Genomic DNA, 18,337 nt, shown 5'->3' on the forward strand with positions numbered 1-18,337 from the left:
GAGTCGCCGCCCGAAATCCACCCTATGTGGCAGGTAATCGACAGGTAGGAGAGGTTTGGGGCTGAATGATGGTCATGAACGTGAAGCGGAACCTTAGCCTTGCCCTTGCGGCCGGCACTTTTGCTTTCGGTGTTGTGGCCACTCCAGTTCAGGCCCAGGAACCGGCGCAGCCGGTGATCGAGGGGCGGATGACCCCGCAGGCCAGCACCTTCATCGGGCGGCAGACCACCTTCGGCGCCATGCTCACCGAGGACGGCTTCGACGAGCGGGTGGCGGCATACGAGAGGATCTGGTCGCAGGACGCCACGCTCTGGGAGGCGGCCAGCCCGATCGTTCAGGGTAAGGAGAACATCAAGAAGTCCATCTCCAACAGCCTCACGCTCGTCCCGTCCTTCAACATGCGCCCGACTCGCATAGCCATCGGCGGCAACACGGTCATGTACGGTGCCGCCAACCGGATCGTGGTGCACGGCCGCACCATCGACTACCCCGCCATCTACCGCGTCGTGGTGAACAAGGACGGCGACGTGGTGCAGGGACGGCGCTACTACGACAGATTCGCCTGGTTCAACCCGATCGCCCCTGTGGAACTGCGCCTGGAGGACATGTTCGGCGGTATCACTGACTCCGACGGACGCGCTCCCCTCAGACCAGTGCGCGTGAGCCAGCTGACCAAGAACCTTCTCGCCCGCGCCGCCGCTTGGAACGGCAAGAACGCCGAGGCTCTGGTGGACGGCGTCGGCGCGGCGCCGCTGTCGGGTATCGGGCTCGGCGAGCGCACGCTGCATACCCGATCTGCCAAGCTCGCCTACATCAACAAGCTGGTCGGCAAATTCGAGGACGACCAGGATGGCACCCCCGCAGGCAAGCTCGAACCAGGGCAGACAGTACGCACCAAGAACGCCACCTATCAGGAGTGGTACGGCACGGTCCGCAGTCAGGGTCGTGACATCACCTTCGGCATCATCGAGCGCTTCGGCCACCGGCACGGCAAGGTGACCGACTGGAACCTGACGTTCGACACGCTGCCGCTCATTGCCGACCAGGAGAAGATCAGCAAACTGTACGGCCTGCTTGCGGTCAAGCAGTGATCCTTACCTCACTACCGAGATGGCCTGGCTAGCGCCGGGCGGCCGAGCCGGCGAGCGGGTCCGTGTCGGTGCTGATCGTCGTCATGGTCTTTCCCATGTCCATGATGGCATCGAGCCCGGTGCGGACGCTGCCGGGAAGCTTCAGCCTCTCAAGTAGCCCTCGCGCCTTACTCGCCGACGCGGTCGCCCCGGCGGCTGCGGGTTGGGCCTGCACGATCGGGCCTTCCATCCGTCGCTGCTGACCCATTCCGGCGGCGGCCGGCATCGGGTACGGCGTCGGCGAGGTGAGCGCCCGGGCCCGCCATGCGTCCAGGGCGGCCTCGTCGTACAGCTCCGGGTCCGGGCCGGTGGTGTGCAGGGTCGGCCGTCGCCCGATGGGGGCGGGAAAGCCGTCCTGGGGACGCCAGAAGCTGCGGACGCACTTCTCCGAGCGGCCTACCCTGGCCGCCCAGTCAGCCCAGAGTGATGCCCAGTACCGGGCGAGCCGTGCACCTCATGATGCCGCACGACGGGACGCCTCGCCGACCGGGGATGGTCCCGTGGCGCGGGTGACGGTAGCGAGAGGCGAGCCCCGGCCGCGCGGGCGGGGCTGTGCCCCGTCGCCGGGACGCAACACCACAACCTCCGCTTACGTGCGCAGTTGACACATAACGAATGATCAGGTCATTCTGTTCCGCGGCGTGCCAAAAAGTCCTAAAAAACTCAACAATCGGCAGGCGTGACAATGACGTCGGATGCAGCATCCTTAGCATCTGTTCTGCAGCTTTACCAGGCTCAGCTGGATGCGGCCCCACAAAAGGTCGCTGTTTCGGCTGGTCCAGAACAGCTCACCTACCGGGAGCTGGACCGCCTGGCGAACGGCATCGCAGCCGAGCTGCGCAGCCTGACGACCCCCGGCCGGAGCTGGGTGGCCGTGCTGGCCGGGCGCTCGATCCGGCTGGTCGCGGGCCAGCTCGGCGCGATGAAGGCGGGTGTCGCGTTCGCGCCGATCGACCCGGCCACGCCCGTGGAGCGGATCCGCGCCATGCTGGCGGGGGCCGCGGCCGTCGTCACGGCGCCGGAGTGGCGGTCGCTGGTCCCCGGCGGCGTCCCCGTGATCGACACGCCCGCCGCGACGGACGCGCCGCCCGCGCCCGATACGGAGCACCCGTCCCACCCCGGTGCGGAGCACCCGTCCCACCCTCAGCCCGGCGATCTGGCGTACGTCATTCACACCTCCGGGTCCACCGGTGCTCCCAAGGGGGTGCTCGTCCCCCACCGCGCGCTGGCCAACCTGATCCGGTGGTCGCACGAGACCTTCGGCACCGGCGGCCGGGCCCCGCTGCTCACGAGCCCCAACTTCGACCCGTCGGTCTGGGAGATCTGGACGTACCTGACCGCCGGGACCACCATGGTCATCCCCGACGAGCGCACGAGGCTTTCGCTGCCCGCGTTGCGCGACTGGATCGTGGAGCAGGAGCTCACCACCTGCTACGCGCCCACGCCCATCGCCGAGGGCCTGCTCGGCCTGTCCTGGCCGGCGGGGACCAGGCTGGCCACGCTGAGCACCGGCGGCGACCGGCTCACCACCTACCCCGCGCCCGAGCTGCCCTTCCGGCTGATCAACCTCTACGGCCCGGCCGAGTGCGCCGTCAACGCGATCGCCGGCGAGGTGCCGGTCCGCGACGGCCAGAGCCGGCCGCCCGCGCTCGGCTCGCCGCTGCCCGGCGTCACCGTCCGCCTGCTGGACGAGGCCATGCGGCCGGTCGAGGAGGGCGAGATCCACCTCGGTGGCGTGTGCGTCGGCCTGGGCTACCTCGACCGGCCCGACCTGACGGCCGAGCGCTTCGTCCGGGACCAGGACGGGGAGCTCCTCTACCGCACCGGAGACCTGGCCCGCCGCCGGCCCGACGGGCTCATCGAGTTCCTCGGCCGGCTCGACGACCAGGTCAAGATCCGGGGCAACCGGGTGGAGCTCGGCGAGATCGAGACCGTGCTCGGCCGCCATCCGGGCGTCCGCGCCGCCACCACCGCCGTCCGCGGCCACGACCTGGTCGCCTACGTCGTCGGCACCGCGACCGGGCAGGAGGTGCGCGCCCACCTGCGCCGGTTCCTGCCCGACTACATGATCCCCACCGCCGTGGTCCACCTGGACGAGCTCCCCCTGACCGGCAACGGCAAGGTGGACCGTGCCACGCTGCCCGACCCGGTCCGCGAGCGCCGCTCGATCACGCCGCCCGCCACCGCCACCGAGACGCTGCTCGCCGAGCTCTGGCAGGAGTTCTTCGCCGCCGGGGCGATCGGCGCCGACGACGACTTCCTGGCGCTGGGCGGCCAGTCGCTGCTGGCGATGCGCATCGCGGCCCGCGCCGGCGAGCGGCTGGGCAAGCCGGTCGAGCCCCGGATGCTGTTCGAGCGGCCCGCGCTCGCCGCGCTGGCCCGCGCGATCGACGACCTGCCGGAAACCGCGCCCCCCACATCGCCACGGGAGGCGGACGGGCTCACGCCCGCGCAGCGCCGCCTGTGGTTCATCGACCAGGTGGCACCCGGCCCGGCGTACAACGTGCCCATCCTGTACGACCTGGACGGGCCGCTCGACACCGCGCGCCTGGAGCGGGCGATCAACGAGGTCGTCCGCCGCCACCCGCCCCTGCGCACCCGCTACGAGGAGCAGGACGGCGAGCCGGTGCCCGTCGTCGAGCCGGCCGCGGCCGTGCGGATGAAGATCGTGGACGCCACCCCGCGCGGCGCGGACGCGCTGGCCAGGCACGCCGCCCGTGACCCCTTCGACCTGCGGAACGGTCCTTTGCTGCGGGCGCTGCTGCTCAAGCTCGCCGACGACCGGCACCGGCTGCTGGTGACCGTCCACCACATCGCCTTCGACGGCTGGTCGGCCGGGGTCCTGCTGGACGAGCTGGCCCGGCTGTACGCCGGGGAGAGCCTGCCCGAACCGGCCGGGCCGTACCGGCGCGGGCAGGGCGTGGACGGGCTGCCGTACTGGAGGAAGGTCCTGGAGTCGCCGCCCGAGCGGCTGGCGCTGCCCGCCGACCGCCCGGGATCGGGCAAGCCCGCCCGGCGCGGCTCGCGGGTCCGGGCCACGCTGCCGGACGGGCTGCTCCCCGCGCTGGAGCAGGTGGGCAGGCGCGGTCAGGCGAGCCCCTTCATGGTGCTGTTCGCCGCGTTCCAGGCGCTGCTGGCCCGCTACAGCGGCCAGGACGACATCGTGACGGGCGTGCCGTTCTCGGGCAGGGAGGCGCCGGGCGCCGACTCCATGATCGGCTTTTTCGTGGAGACACTGCCGATCAGGACCACCCTGGACGGCGACCCCTCCTTCGAGCGCCTGCTCGGGCAGGTGCGGGCGGCGGTCCTGGCCACGCCCTCGGACGTGCCGCTCGAAGAGATCGTACGAGAGCTCTGCCCCGACGGCCGGCCGCCCTTCGACGTGATGTTCGCGATGCAGGAGCCGCCGGACGCCAGGCGCGGCGACGGGGTCACCTTCCGGATGCTCGAAGAGGTGGAGAACGGCGGCGCCAAGGCCGACCTGGTGCTCTACGCCGAAGGCCGGGAGATGAGCCTGGAGTTCGCCACCGACCTGTTCGAGCGCGCCACCGCGGAACGCCTGCTGCGGCACTACGTACGCGTCCTGGAGCAGGTGGCGGCCGACCCGGCCGCGCCGGTCTCCGCGCTGCTCGCCCGGGAGCACGAGCCCGCCGGTCACGGACCCGACCAGTGCCTGCACCGGCTCTTCGAGCAGCAGGCGGACCGGACGCCCGACGCGGTCGCGGTGGAGTTCGAAGGCGCCTGCCTGACCTACGCCGAGCTCGACCGGCGGGCCAACCGGCTGGCCCACCTGCTGCGCGGGCTCGGGGTGGGCCCGGAGGTGCCGGTCGCCCTGCACGTGGGCCGCTCGCTCGACCTGCCCGTGGCGCTGCTGGGCATCCTGAAGTCGGGCGGCGCGTACGTGCCGCTCGACCCCTCCTACCCCCGCGGCCGCCTCACCCAGGTGCTCGGCCGGGTCGACACCCCGGTCCTGGTGACGCACCGGGCGCTGGCCGGCGGCCTGCCGCACGAGCGGCCGGTCCACGTCGACACCGACCTCGGCGGCCAGCCCGACCACCGGCCGGACAGCGGTGTCACGCCCGACGACCTGGCCTACATCCTGTTCACCTCGGGCTCGACCGGGCAGCCCAAGGGCGTGGCCATGCCGCACCGCCCGGTCGCCAACCTGATGGCCTGGCACAGCGGCGCGTACCGCAGCCTGCAGTTCACCGCGCTCGGCTTCGACGTCTCCGTGCAGGAGATCTTCAGCACCTGGGCGTACGGAGGCACGCTGGTCATGGTCGCCGACGACGTGCGGCGCGACCCGGCCGCCCTGCTCGACCACATCGCCAGGACCCGGGTGGAGCGGATCTTCCTGCCCTTCGTGGCGCTGCAGTCGCTGGCCGGCGCCGGAGTGGAGCCGCCCGCCACGCTGCGCGAGGTGATCACCGCGGGCGAGCAGCTCCAGGTCACCCCGCAGCTCGAACAGTTCGTCAAGCCCTGGATGACGCTGCACAACCAGTACGGGCCGACCGAGGGCGCGATCATCGACATCGCCCACACGCTCACGGGCCCGCCGCAGGACTGGCCCCGGCTGCCGCCCATCGGCAAACCGGTCACCGGCATCCAGGCGATCATCCTCAACCGCCTGGGCCACGAGACGCCCGACGGCCTGCCCGGCGAGCTGCATCTCGGCGGCGCCTGCCTGGCCAGGGGCTATTACGGCCAGCCCGAGCTGACGCGGGAACGTTTCGTCACCTGGCGGGACGGCCGCAGGCTCTACCGGACGGGCGACCTGGCCCGCCGCAACGAGGCGGGCGACATCGAGTTCCTCGGCCGTGCGGACGACCAGGTCAAGATCCGCGGGTACCGGGTGGAGCCGGGCGAGATCGCCGCCGTGCTGGCCGGGCATCCCGCCGTGCGTGAGGCGTTCGTCATGGCCAGGGACGGCGGGCTGGTGGCCTACGTCGTCGCCGGCGGTCCTCCCGTCCCTCCCCCCGAGCTGCGCGCCCATCTCGCCGAGCGGCTGCCCGAGTACATGGTGCCGGGCACGTTCGTCGCGCTGGAGTCGCTGCCGGTGAACCCGTCCGGCAAGGTGGACCGGCAGGCGCTGCCGGAGCCCGGCACGGTCGCGCGGACCGTCACTCCCCCGGCCACCCCGGTGGAGCAGGCCGTCGCGGCCATCTGGCAGGAGGTGCTGGGCGGTGAGGTCGGACGGCACGACAACCTCTTCGACCTGGGCGGCCACTCGCTCAACGCGACCCGGATCGCCTCCCGGCTGAACGAGGCGCTGGAGGTGCGGGTGCCGCTGCGCACGCTCTTCGCCCACCCGACCGTCGCCGAGCTCGGCGCACAGCTCACGTCGCCCGACGTGGAGGCGGCCGCGGAGCTCTATCTCATGGTGGCCGCGTACTCGGACGAAGAGGCCGAAGCCCTGCTGCGGTCGATGGAAGGTGACGAATGAGCCTGTCAGCCCAGCAGCGCCAGCTCCTGGAGGCGTTACGGAAGAAGAAGCAGCAGGCCGCGCCGCCGTCCAGGCCGGACCGGCTGCCGATGTCCTTCGCCCAGCTGCGCGCCTGGTATCTGGACCGGATGGCGCCCGGCGCCGCGCACTACCTGATCCCGCTCGCCTTCCGCATCGAGGGCCCGCTCGACCGCGACCGGCTGCACCGCGCCCTGAACGCGCTGGTCGCCAGGCACGAGAGCCTGCGCACCACGTTCGCCATGGACGAGGACGGCCCGTACCAGATCGTGGCCGGGACCCTCGCGATCGAGCTGGCGGACGCCGCGGACGAGACGCCGATGGACCTGACCACCGGCCCGCTCATCCGCGCGCACCTGGTGCGCGAAGACGCCGGCCGGCACGTGCTGCACCTCACCCTGCACCACATCGTGGCCGACGCCTGGTCTCTCGACGTGCTGCGCAGGGAGCTGAGCGCGCTCTACGACGGCCAGGAGCCGGCCGCGCTGCCGAGGCAGTACCCGGACTACGCGATCTGGCAGCGGGAGCAGGACTTCGGCGCGGACCTGGACTACTGGCGCACGACGCTGGCGGGCGCGCCGCCGCTCACCGAGCTGCCGCCGGACCTGCCCAGGCCGGCCGTCCAGACGTACGCGGGGGCCGAGCTGCCCTTCACGCTCGACCTTCCGCGCGAGGAGTTCGCGGCGTACTGCCGGAGCCTGGGCGCCACCCCCTACATGGTGCTGTTCGCGGCCTACCTGGTGGTGCTCTCCCGGCGCTCGGGCCGGCGGGACCTGGTGGTGGGAACGCCCATCGCCAACCGGGACCGGATCGAGTACGAGGGCCTGATCGGGTTCTTCACCAACACCCTGGCCATCCGTGCCGACCTGTCGGGCGAGCCGTCGTTCGCCGAGGTGGCCGAGCGGGTCAAGGACGCGGTGCTCGACGCCCACGAGCACCAGGGGATGCCCTTCGAGCGGCTGGTGGAGGAGCTCAACCCGGAGCGCCGCCTGGACCACGGGCCGGTGTTCCAGACGATGTTCAACATGCTGCCCGCGGCCACGGCGGAGCTGGAGCTGACCGGACTCACGGTCACCCCCGTGGAGATCCCCGAGCGCACGGCCAAGTTCGACCTGACCGTGGGCGTGCGCGAGAGCCTGGACGGGCTCGTGGAGTACAACACGGACCTGTTCCACGAGGCGACGATCCGCGGCCTGGTGGCCGACCTGCGGCAGGTGCTGAGCACGGCGATGAGCGGCGAGGAGCCGGCCGCGGACCTGCCGCGGCACCAGATCGCCCAGATCGTCACCCGTGCCTGGCGCGAGGCGCTGGGCAGCGACGCCTTCGGCCCCGGCGACAACTTCTTCGAGGTCGGCGGCCACTCGCTGCTGGTCCTGCAGGTGCACGAGCGGCTGCGCAAGCGGTTCAGCCTGACGGTCACCGACCTGTTCAGGTATCCGACGATCGCCTCGCTGACGGCGTACCTGAGCCCCGAGGCTCCGGCGCCCGCGGTGGTCACGGCCGCCGCACCCGCGAGCGGCGCGCTCGCCATCGTCGGCATGGCCTGCCGGTTCCCCGGCGCGAGCGGGCCCGAGGAGTTCTGGGCGGCGATCCGCGACGGGGTGGAGGCCGTCCAGGACTTCACCGACGAGGAGCTGCTCGCCGACGGCGAGGACCCCGACCGGCTGGCGGACCCCGCCTACGTCCGGTCGGGCACGGTGCTGGACGGCATCGACCTGTTCGACGCCACGCTGTTCGAGTTCACCCCGCGCGAGGCCGAGATCCTGGACCCGCAGCAGCGGCTGTTCCTGGAGAGCGCCTGGGAGGCGCTGGAGGACGCGGGCTGCGACCCCGCCCGCCATCCCGGGCAGATCGGCGTCTTCGCCGGCTCGGCCATGAGCAGCTATTTCATCGAGAACCTGCTGGCCGCCCCCGACGTGCTCAAGGCGGTGGGCGAGTACCAGGTCATGCTCAGCAACGACAAGGACTCGCTGCCCACCAGGACCTCCTACAAGCTCGACCTGCGCGGGCCGAGCATCAGCGTCAACACCGCGTGCTCCACCTCGCTGGTCGCGCTCCACCTGGCCAGGCAGAGCCTGCTGGCGGGCGACTGCGACGTCGCGCTGGCCGGAGGCGTGCGGGTCAACGCCTGGACCCGCCGCGGCTACCTCTACCAGAGCGGTGGGATCGGCTCGCCGGACGGCCACTGCCGCCCCTTCGACGCCGCCGCCCAGGGCACGATCGGGGCCAGCGGCGTGGGCGTCGTCGTGCTCAAGCGGCTGGAGGACGCCCTCGCCGCGGGCGACACCGTCCACGCCGTGGTACGCGGCTCCGCGGTCAACAACGACGGCACCAGGAAGGTCGGCTACGCCGCGCCCGCCGTGGACGGCCAGGCCGAGGTCATCACCGCGGCGCTGGCCGCGGCCGGCGTCGATCCCGGGACCATCGGCTACGTCGAGGCGCACGGCACGGGCACCGCGCTCGGCGACCCCATCGAGGTCGCGGCGCTCTCCCAGGTCTTCACCGGGGACCGGCGGATCGCGCTGGGCTCGGTCAAGTCCAACATCGGGCACGCCGACGCGGCCGCCGGGATGGCCGGGCTGATCAAGACCGTGCTGGCGCTCAAGCACCGCACGCTGCCGCCCACGGTCAACTTCGCGGCGCCCAACCCGCGCATCGACTTCAGCCCGTTCTACGTGCCCACTACCGGCGAGGAGTGGCCGCAGGGCGAGGGGCCGCGCAGGGCGGGCGTCAGCGCCTTCGGGATGGGCGGCACCAACGCCCACGTCGTCCTGGAGGAGGCTCCCCCGAGCCCGTCCGCCGCCGTCGCGCAGGAGGGGCCGCACCTGCTGCTCCTGTCGGCCGCCGGCGAGTCCGCGCTGGCGGAGTCGGCCACCCGGCTGCGCGCCCACCTGCGCGAGCATCCCGGCACGGACCTGGGCGACGTCGCCGCCACCCTGCGGCACGGCCGCCGCCAGCTGCGGCACCGTGGCGTCCTGGTGGCCGGGGACCCGCGCTCGGCGCTGGAGGCCGAGCTCATCACGGGCGAGGCGCGGGCGCGCGAGATCGCCTTCCTCTTCCCCGGGCAGGGCGCGCAACGCCGCGGGATGGGCGCGGGGCTGTACCGGTCGGACGACATCTTCCGCGCCACGATCGACGCAGGCTCCGGGATCCTGCGGCCGTACCTCGGTCTCGACCTGCGCGAGGCCCTGTACGGCGAGGGCGGCGACCTCGACCAGACCTGGCTCACCCAGCCCGCGCTCTTCCTCACCGAGTACGCCCTCGCCCGCACGCTGATCGAGCGCGGGGTCCGACCGTCGATGATGGCCGGGCACAGCATCGGCGAGTACGTCGCCGCCTGCCTGGCCGGGGTCTTCACCCTGGAGGACGCCCTGCGCCTGGTCGCCGCCCGCGGCCGCCTCGTGCAGAGCCTGCCCCCCGGCTCGATGCTGGCCGTGCCGCTGCCGGAGTCCGAGGCGACCGGGCTGCTCAGCGAGGACATCTCGCTGGCGGCGGTCAACACGCCTGAGATGTGCGTCCTGGCCGGCCCCGAGCAGGCCATCGACGAGCTGGAGCGGCGGCTGACGCGGCAGGGCGTCGCCTGCCGCCGGCTGCGCACCTCCCACGCCTTCCACTCCGCCATGCTGGACCCGGTGCTCGACGCCTTCGCCGCCGAGTTCGCCTCCGTGCAGCTCGGCACGCCGGAGCTGCCGTACCTCTCCAACGTCACGGGCGGCTGGGCGTCCGGCGCCGAGACCAAGGACCCGGCCTACTGGGTACGCCACCTGCGGGAGACCGTCCGGTTCGCCGACTGCGCCCACGCCCTGGTGGCGGCCGGCGCGGCGGTGCTGGAGGCGGGCCCGGGACGTACGCTGGCCATCCTGGTACGCCGCCAGGGCGGCCAGGCGACGGCCACCCCGCTGGCCGAACCGGACGGCGGGCCGGCCGCGCTGCTGGAGGGCGTCGGCCGGCTGTGGGTGGCCGGCGCCGGCATCGACTGGGCGGCCTTCGGCCCGCCGGGCAGGCGGGTGCCGCTGCCCGCCTACCCGTTCGAGCGGCGCCGCTACTGGATCGGGCCGCGCACCCGGCGCTCCGAGGTCGCGGCGGCGCCGGTGGCGCGCGCGGACGAGGAGCACGACGCGGTCGCCGCCGCCTGGCGGGACGTGCTCGGCATCGCGCCGGCCGGCCCGCAGGACGACTTCTTCGAGCTGGGCGGCGACTCCCTCGTGGCCACCCAGCTCGCCTCCCGCCTCGGCCTGCCCATCGAGGCGGTCTTCGAGCACCCCACGCTGGGCGGCCAGCGGGCGCTCCTCGCCGCGGCCGACGCCCGGCGGCCGGCGGTCGCCGTCCCGGCGGCCGCCCGGGAGGTGATCCCGGTCGTCGAGGAGCCCGGTCCCGTGCCCGTCTCGTTCATCCAGCGGCGCATGTGGTTCATCGACCAGGTGCACGGCTCGGCCGCCTACGCCGTGGCCACGGCTCTGGACCTGCGGGGCGAGCTGGACGCGGAGCGCCTGCACGACGCCCTGCGCGGGCTGGTGCGGCGGCACGAGTCGCTGCGGACCGTCTTCCGCGCCCCTGACGGCGAGCCGGTCCAGGTCGTGCTGCCCGAGATCGACACGCCGCTGCCGGTCGAGGACTGCGACGACGCCGAGCGGGCGCTGAGCCGGGCCGTGGCCGAGCCCTTCGACCTGGCGCACGGCCCGTTGTTCCGGGCGCGGCTGCTGCGGCTCGCCCCCGGCCACCACGTGCTGTCGCTCGTCTTCCACCACATCATCGTGGACGGCTGGACGATCACGATGCTGGAGAACGAGCTGGCCGCGCTGTACAGGGGGGAGACGCTTCCCGAGCAGCGGGTCAGGTATCGCGACTACGCGCGCTGGCAGCGGGGGCAGAGCTCCGACCTCGGCTTCTGGAAGGAGCGGCTGCGCGGCCTGCCGCACAGCCTCGACCTGCCCACGGACCGGCCGCGCCCGCCGATGCAGACCTTCGAGGGGGCGGTCGCGACCTGCGCGCTGCCCGCGGAGCTGGCGGCGGGGCTGCGCAGGCTGAGCCAGGAGCGCGGCGCCACGCTCTACATGACCCTGCTGGCGGCGCTGCACACGCTGCTGTACCGCTACAGCGGCCAGGAGGACGTCGCCATCGGCTCGCCGGTGGCCGGGCGGACCCGTCCCGAGCTCGAAGGGATCGCGGGCTGCTTCATCAACACGCTGGTCATGCGGGCCACCATGGACGGCGGCCTGCCGTACACCGAGCTGCTGGCGCAGGTGCGCGACTACGCCCTGGGCGCGTACGCCCACCAGGACGTGCCGTTCGAGCGGCTCGTGGAGGAGCTCAACCCGCCGCGGGACCTGTCGCGCAACCCGCTCTTCCAGGTGCTGTTCAACCTGCTCAACCTGCCCAAGAGCGACCTCGGCATGACCGGGCTGGCCGTGGAGGAGCTGGCCGTGGAGGCCGGCACCGCCCAGGTGGACCTGGTGCTCTACGCCTACGAGCAGGGCGACGAGCTGCTGTGCAAGCTGGAGTACAACACCGCGCTCTACGACGCCGGCACCGCCGGGCGGCTGCTGCGGCACTACGAGGCCCTGCTCTCCGCGATCGTCGCGGCGCCGGAGACCCCGCTGTCCGGCCTGGCCTTCCTCACCGGCGAGGAGCTGGCCGAGCAGCTCGGCAGCCAGGACGTCGAGGTGCCGGAGCTGTGCGTCCACGAGCTGGTGGAGGCGCAGGCCGACCGGACGCCCGGCGCCGTGGCCGTCACCTTCGAAGGCGTCTCCCTGACGTACCGGGAGCTGGACGAGGAGGCCAACCGGGTCGCCCACCGCCTGCGGGCGGCCGGAGTGCGGCCCGAGGAGCTGGTGGGCGTCGCGATGGAGCGGTCGGCGACGATGCTGGTCACGCTGCTCGGCGTGCTGAAGGCGGGTGGCGCGTACGTGCCGCTCGACCCGATGTACCCGCAGGAGCGCCAGGACTACATCCTCGGCCACTCCGGCATCGGCGTCCTGGTCACCGAGCGCGAGCTGGCCGGGCGTTACACCGGCTTCCAGGGGGAGCTGATCCTGGCCGACGACGGCTTCGCGGACGAGAGCCCCGCGCGGCCGGCCGCGTCGGCCACCCAGCAGAACCCCTGCTACGTCCTGTACACCTCCGGCTCCACCGGGCGGCCCAAGGGCGTGCGCGTCCAGCACTCCTCGGTGGTCAACTTCCTCGCCTCGATGCGCCGGGAGCCCGGCCTGACCGGCCGGGACACGCTCCTGGCCGTCACCACGTTCGCCTTCGACATCTCGGTGCTGGAGCTGTTCCTGCCGCTCACGGCGGGCGGGCGCGTGGTGATCGCGAGCCGCGAGGCGGCCTACGACCCGGTACGGCTGGCCGCCCTGCTGGACGAGGCCACCGTCATGCAGGCCACGCCCGCGACCTGGCGGCTGCTGCTGTCGTCGGGATGGGCGGGCAAGCCGGAGCTGAAGGCGCTCTGCGGCGGCGAGGCGCTGCCCGCCGACCTGGCCACCGACCTGCGCGGCCGGGTGGCCGAGCTGTGGAACATGTACGGGCCGACCGAGACCACGATCTGGTCCACGCTCACCCGGGTCACCGACGGGCCGATCACGATCGGCCACCCGATCGCCAACACCCGGATCCACCTGCTCGACGCCGCGATGCAGCTCGTCCCCACCGGGGTGGTCGGCGAGCTCTACATCGGCGGGGCGGGGCTGGCCCGCGACTACCTCCACCAGCCCGAGCTGACCGCGGAGCGCTTCGTCACCTGGCAGGACGGCCGCCGGCTGTACCGGACCGGCGACCTGGCCCGCCGCCGCGCCGACGGCTCGATCGAGTTCCTGGGCCGGGCCGACGGGCAGGTGAAGGTCCGCGGCTACCGGATCGAGCTGGGCGAGATCGAGTCGCACCTGCTGGCCCATCCCGCGGTCCGCGAGGCGGCCGTGGTGGTGCGCGGCTCGGACGAGGACAAGAGCATCGCCGCCTACCTGACCACCGTCGCCCCTCAGGAGGCGGGCGCAGAGCCCGACTGGCGGGAACATCTGCGGCGCAAGCTGCCCGACTACATGATCCCTTCGGCGTTCGTGCTGCTGGACGCGCTGCCGCTGACCCCCAACGGCAAGGTGGACCGCAAGGCGCTGCCCGAGCCGGTGAGCCAGGCGCGCGCCGAGGGCACGGCGCCCAGGACGCCGTCCGAGGTCAGGCTGGTCGAGCTCTGGTCGGCGATCCTGGGCGTGCCCGGGATCGGGATCGACGACGACTTCTTTGCGCTGGGCGGCGACTCGTTCAAGGCCGTGCGCGCCGTGCGGGACTCGGGGATCCAGGCGACCGTGCTGGACCTCTTCAAGAACCCCACGATCCGCGCCTTCGCCACGCTCGACGGCTCGTCGCAGCAGTCCGGCCTCCTGCACGAGCTGACGCCCGCGCGGTCCGCGGCCTCGCTGACCCTGGTCTGCATGCCGTTCGCGGGCGCCGGCGCGATCACGTACCAGCCGCTGGCGGCGGCCATGCCCGAGCACGTCAGGATGCTCGCGCTGGAGCCGCCCGGCCACGACACCGGCAACCCGGGCGAGCCCGTGCTGCCCTTCCACGAGCTGGTGGAGGGCTGCGTCAAGGAGATCAGGGAGAAGACGAGCGGGCCGCTCGCCCTCTACGGCCACTGCATGGGCGGGGCGCTCACCGTCGAGCTCGCGCGCCGGCTGGAGGAGGAGGGCGTGGAGCTGGAGAAGGTGGTCATCGGCGGCCACTTCCCCGCGCCGCGCCTGCCGGGCAAGACCTTCGCCTGGTTCCGCCGGGTCTTCCCGATGGAGCGGTGGACGTCCAAGCGGCAGGCCCTGGAGTTCCTGCGGGCCATGGGCTTCTTCACCGAGGCGCTGGAGCCCGCCGAGCGCGACTTCATCATGGGCGTCTTCCTGCACGACACCCAGGAGGGCGAGGACTACTACACCGACCTCTACCGGGCCCCCATCACGAAGCTGTCCGCGCCGCTGGTCTGCGTGGTCGGCGAGAACGACCGCGCCACCGAGCTGTACGAGGAGCGCTTCCGCGAGTGGGAGGCCTTCTCCGACTCGGTGTCGCTGGAGGTCATCCCCAAGGCCGGGCACTACTTCCAGAAGCACCAGGCGCCCGAGCTGGCCGAGATCCTCGGCGATGCGGACCGGACCCCGGCCCCGCTGCCGCCCCGGTACCAGGAGGCCAGCCTGAAGACGTTCTTCTCGGTGGCCTTCGGCCAGCTCGTGTCGCTGATCGGGACCGGGCTGACCACGTTCGGGCTGGGGCTGTGGGTCTACCAGCAGACCCGATCGATCTCGATGTTCGCCATCGTCTCGGTGATGGCGCTGCTGCCCGCCGTCGTGCTGGCGCCGATCGCCGGAGCGGTGGCGGACCGCTGGAACCGCAAGACCGTCATGATCACCGCCGACTCGGCGGCCGGCTGCGCCTCAGCCGCGCTGGCGGCGCTGCTCTGGACGGGCGGGCTCCAGCTCTGGCACGTGTACGTCATCGTCGCCGTCGGAGCGGTGTCGACGGCCTTCCATCAGCCCGCCTACATGGCGGCCGTGGCCCAGCTGGTGCCCAAACGCTATTACGGCAGAGCCAGCGGCGTGGCCCAGCTCGGCCAGGCGGCGGGGACCGTGCTGGCTCCGCTGATGGGCGGCGCGCTCGTGGCCGCCATCGGGCTGAGCGGCATCATCCTCATCGACCTGTCGACGTTCGCCTTCGCGGTCACCGTGACCCTGGCGGTCCGCTTCCCCGACACGCTGTTCAAGAAGCGGGAGGAGACGTTCTGGCAGGAGGTGACGGGCGGCTGGCGCTACATCACCCGCAGGCACGGGCTGCTGGCGATCATCCTGTTCACCTCGTTCCTGAACTTCCCGTTCGCGATGGTGGAGGTCCTGGCCACGCCGCTGCTGCTCAGCCTCACCGACACCCGTGGCCTGGGCCTGGCGCTGTCGATGACCGGCGTCGGGCTGCTGACCGGCAGCGTGATCATGACGGTCACCGGCGGCCTGGCCCGCCGGACCACCGGCATCCTCGGCTGCTTCGTGGCCCTGGGCTTCGCCTTCGCGATCATCGGGATCGCGCCGCACCCGGCGCTGCCCGCGATCGGGCTGTTCTTCGTCGGGCTGCTCACCGCGCTGCTGAACGCGCACTGGTTCTCGATCGTGCAGCAGAAGGTCGGGCTCGACCTGCAGGGCAGGGTCATCGCCACGAACCTGATGCTCAGCTGGGCCATGGTCCCGGCCGGCTTCCTGCTGGCCGGGCCGGTGGTCGAGCGGGTCTTCGACCCCATCGCCGGCGCCGAGCGGGGCAGGGGGATCGGGCTGCTCATGCTCGTGGCGGGCGCGGTGACCGTGCTGATCGGCCTGGCGGCCGCCCGCTACCGGCCGGTGCGCCGCCTGGAGGACGACCTGCCCGACGCGATCCCCGACGCGGTGGTGATCGCCGACAAGGACCTGATCCAGGAGGGCGCCGACAGGCAGCTCGTCGCCTGACCGCGCTCCCCGGGCCCATCGGGCAGGTCACGCGCCGCGCGTACAGCTCCGCGAGGTCCATGAGCCAGGGCGTGAGCGCCTTTTCGTCATCGACCATGAGGCCGCACCAGCGCAGGGTCTGCTCGGCGATCCAGGCGGTGATGCGCCGGGTCCAGATCTCCGCGAAGTCCGCGGTGGCGATCCCCCGGCGGGCGCACTCGGCCCCGGCCCCGGCCATGCGCCCGGCGGTGACGTGCCGGGCGTAGGGCATGCGGTCGCGCAGGACGGCCCGGATCCCGGTCCACTCGGGATACTCGTCGCCCTCCCGGACGATCGGCTCCTGCGGAGGCTCGGGCGCGGCGAGCGCGGCGCCGGGCAGGCAGGCTTCGAGCACGGCCCGCGCGTAGGCCAGGTTCTCCGCGCTCTCCTCGGTCTCCGGCGGCCAGGCGAAGCCCGAGCCCCAGGAGAACGGGTAGGCCCGGACCGCCTCCGGCAGCAGCGGCCTCTCGTCCGAGATCATGTGATTTTCAGCCCTCGCGGTCGCCGGTGTCCGCCCCAGCGTGCCACCCTCACCCGCCGGAGCGGAAGCGGTCTTCGAGTGCCTCGACCAGGCCGGCGATCACGCCGTCGGGTGAGGGGCTGTAGTGCGGGACCGCCCAGCGGGTGATCTTGGCGTCGATCACCGTGGGGCGGCCGGAGCTCAGCGCCGCGCGGAACGCCTCCTCGAACTCCTCGATCGTCTCCACCCGGTGGCCGTCGGCGCCGCACGCGCGCGCGTAGGCCGCGAAGTCGGGGTTCTCGAACTCGACGAGCCCGGTCTCCAGGTACGTCGAGATCTGGTAGAGCTTGATCAGCTTGAATTCCCCGTCGTTGAAGATGACCCAGATGACGGGGATGTCATGTTCGACGGCCGTCATCAGCTCGAAGCCGGACAGGGAGTAGCAGCCGTCGCCGCAGCCGACGACGACCGCCCGGTCCGGTTGCGCGACCTTCACCCCGATCGCGCCGTTGACGTGCCCGGCCATCGGCCCGAACGAGCCGGCCTTGCGGAAGTTCTGGCCCTCCTCCACGTCGACGTAGTAGCCGAGCCAGGCCAGATGCGCCCCCGCGTCGGCGAGCAGCACGCCGCGCTCGGGCAGCATGCGCCCGATCGCCTGCGCGAGCTCGCCCGGGTGGATCTTCCCGGTCAGGTGGGTGATGTGCCTGGCCTCGTAGTCCTTGCTCTCGACCTCGGCGGCCGGCACCTCCCCCACCTTCGCCTCCAGCGCGTCGGCGATGGCCGCCACCCCCGGGCGGGCGTCGGACAGCAGCGCGTGGTCCGGCTTGTACGCCTTGCGGAACTCGGTCTCCGAGATGTTCACGTAGATGAGCAGCTTGCCGTCGAACAGGTCCTCGCGGTAGTTGAACGTGGCGTGCTGGTTGAGCGAGTTCCCGATGCACAGCACGACGTCGGCCTCGCGGAAGGCCTTCCAGGCGCTGGCGTGCCCGCTGTCGCCGAAGACGCCGACCGACAGCGGGTGCCGCTCCGAGACGACGCCCTTGCCGTCGAGCGTGGTCAGCAGCGGGATGTGGAAGCGCTCGATCAGCCGCCTGATCTCCGGGCCCGCGCCGCTCCGGACGGCGCCGAACCCGGCGAGCGCGACGACGCGCCGGCCCTGGCCGATGGCCTCGGCCAGCACGGACGCGATCTCCTCCACGCGGGCCGGGTCGGGCAGGACAGGCGCGACGTCGAGGCGGACGGTACGGGCGTTCTCCACCTCGATGCCGCGCTCGGTCAGGTCGAGGGGGACGTGGATGTGCACCGGGCCCGGCCGCCCCGCGAAGGCGACGTTGACCGCCTCCTCCAGCACGTCGAACGTGTCCGCGACGTCCTCCAGCAGGAACGACTTCTTGGTCGTGGCGGCGAACATGGCCCGCGAGTCGGGTGTCCCGTTCATGCCCGAGGTCTCGTTGAGCGAGCCCCACCCCTGCCATTTCCTGGGCGCGTACCCCGAGACGGCGAGGACCGGGTAGGAGTCGGACATCGCCATGGCCAGCCCGGAGAACAGGTTGAACGCTCCCGGCCCGGCGGTGGCGAAGCAGAAGCCGAGCTCGCCGGTGTACATCGCGTACCCGCACGCCATGAACGACGCGGCCTGCTCGTGCCGGGTGATGATCGGCCGGATCCGCGACGAGTGCTTCAGCGCCAGCATCAGACCGGCCGCGTTCTCCCCCGCGCCGCCGAAGGCGGCTCGCACCCCGACGTCTTCCAGCCCCTTGACGATGGCCTCGTACACCTTCATGGATTCCTCCCGTTGTCGGCGGGT

Annotated in this window: 6 protein-coding genes; 4 read left to right on the forward strand and 2 right to left on the reverse strand. The window is 72.5% G+C overall.

The window, feature by feature from the left end; genetic code table 11:
• Positions 1-65: 65 nt before the first annotated feature.
• Positions 66-1,091: a nuclear transport factor 2-like protein gene (locus ETD85_RS06160; protein ID WP_138688626.1), complete on the forward strand. Its 1,026-nt coding sequence runs from the start codon at positions 66-68 to the stop codon at positions 1,089-1,091.
• 28 nt (positions 1,092-1,119) lie between these two features.
• On the opposite strand, the gene ETD85_RS06165 is transcribed toward ETD85_RS06160, so the two are convergent.
• Positions 1,120-1,320 carry a hypothetical protein gene (locus ETD85_RS06165; RefSeq protein WP_138688627.1) on the reverse strand — a complete coding sequence of 67 codons (201 nt, stop codon included), beginning with the start codon at positions 1,318-1,320 and terminating at the stop codon, positions 1,120-1,122.
• A gap of 495 nt (positions 1,321-1,815) precedes the next feature.
• Between ETD85_RS06165 and ETD85_RS06170 the strand changes: the two genes are divergently transcribed.
• The 3 genes from ETD85_RS06170 to ETD85_RS62885 all read left to right on the forward strand — a co-directional run bounded on the left by ETD85_RS06170 (position 1,816) and on the right by ETD85_RS62885 (position 16,297).
• The gene (locus tag ETD85_RS06170; protein WP_138688628.1) at positions 1,816-6,573 is read left to right on the forward strand and encodes a non-ribosomal peptide synthetase; all 4,758 of its coding nucleotides are present in this window, start codon (positions 1,816-1,818) and stop codon (positions 6,571-6,573) included.
• The gene (locus ETD85_RS06175) at positions 6,570-16,052 is read left to right on the forward strand and encodes a non-ribosomal peptide synthetase/type I polyketide synthase (RefSeq protein ID WP_138688629.1); all 9,483 of its coding nucleotides are present in this window, start codon (positions 6,570-6,572) and stop codon (positions 16,050-16,052) included. The genes ETD85_RS06170 and ETD85_RS06175 overlap by 4 nt, the downstream gene beginning before the upstream one ends.
• A 95-nt stretch (positions 16,053-16,147) precedes the next feature.
• The gene (locus ETD85_RS62885) at positions 16,148-16,297 is read left to right on the forward strand and encodes a hypothetical protein (protein ID WP_170246526.1); all 150 of its coding nucleotides are present in this window, start codon (positions 16,148-16,150) and stop codon (positions 16,295-16,297) included.
• 303 nt (positions 16,298-16,600) lie between these two features.
• Here the strand turns inward: ETD85_RS62885 and ETD85_RS06180 are convergent, their stop codons facing one another.
• Complete coding sequence (locus ETD85_RS06180) at positions 16,601-18,313, reverse strand: thiamine pyrophosphate-binding protein (RefSeq protein WP_138688630.1); 1,713 nt, start codon at positions 18,311-18,313, stop codon at positions 16,601-16,603.
• Between the last annotated feature and the right edge of the window lie 24 nt (positions 18,314-18,337).

The organism is Nonomuraea zeae (assembly GCF_005889725.1).
In the GTDB taxonomy this organism is placed as follows: domain Bacteria; phylum Actinomycetota; class Actinomycetes; order Streptosporangiales; family Streptosporangiaceae; genus Nonomuraea; species Nonomuraea zeae.

Bases quoted from the DNA above. Each gene is read 5' to 3' on its own strand.
- ETD85_RS06160 (WP_138688626.1), top strand. From the start codon at position 66: ATGATGGTCATGAACGTGAAGCGGAACCTTAGCCTTGCCCTTGCGGCC.
- ETD85_RS06165 (WP_138688627.1), bottom strand. From the start codon at position 1,320: ATGGAAGGCCCGATCGTGCAGGCCCAACCCGCAGCCGCCGGGGCGACC.
- ETD85_RS06170 (WP_138688628.1), top strand. From the start codon at position 1,816: ATGACGTCGGATGCAGCATCCTTAGCATCTGTTCTGCAGCTTTACCAG.
- ETD85_RS06175 (WP_138688629.1), top strand. From the start codon at position 6,570: ATGAGCCTGTCAGCCCAGCAGCGCCAGCTCCTGGAGGCGTTACGGAAG.
- ETD85_RS62885 (WP_170246526.1), top strand. From the start codon at position 16,148: ATGAGGCCGCACCAGCGCAGGGTCTGCTCGGCGATCCAGGCGGTGATG.
- ETD85_RS06180 (WP_138688630.1), bottom strand. From the start codon at position 18,313: ATGAAGGTGTACGAGGCCATCGTCAAGGGGCTGGAAGACGTCGGGGTG.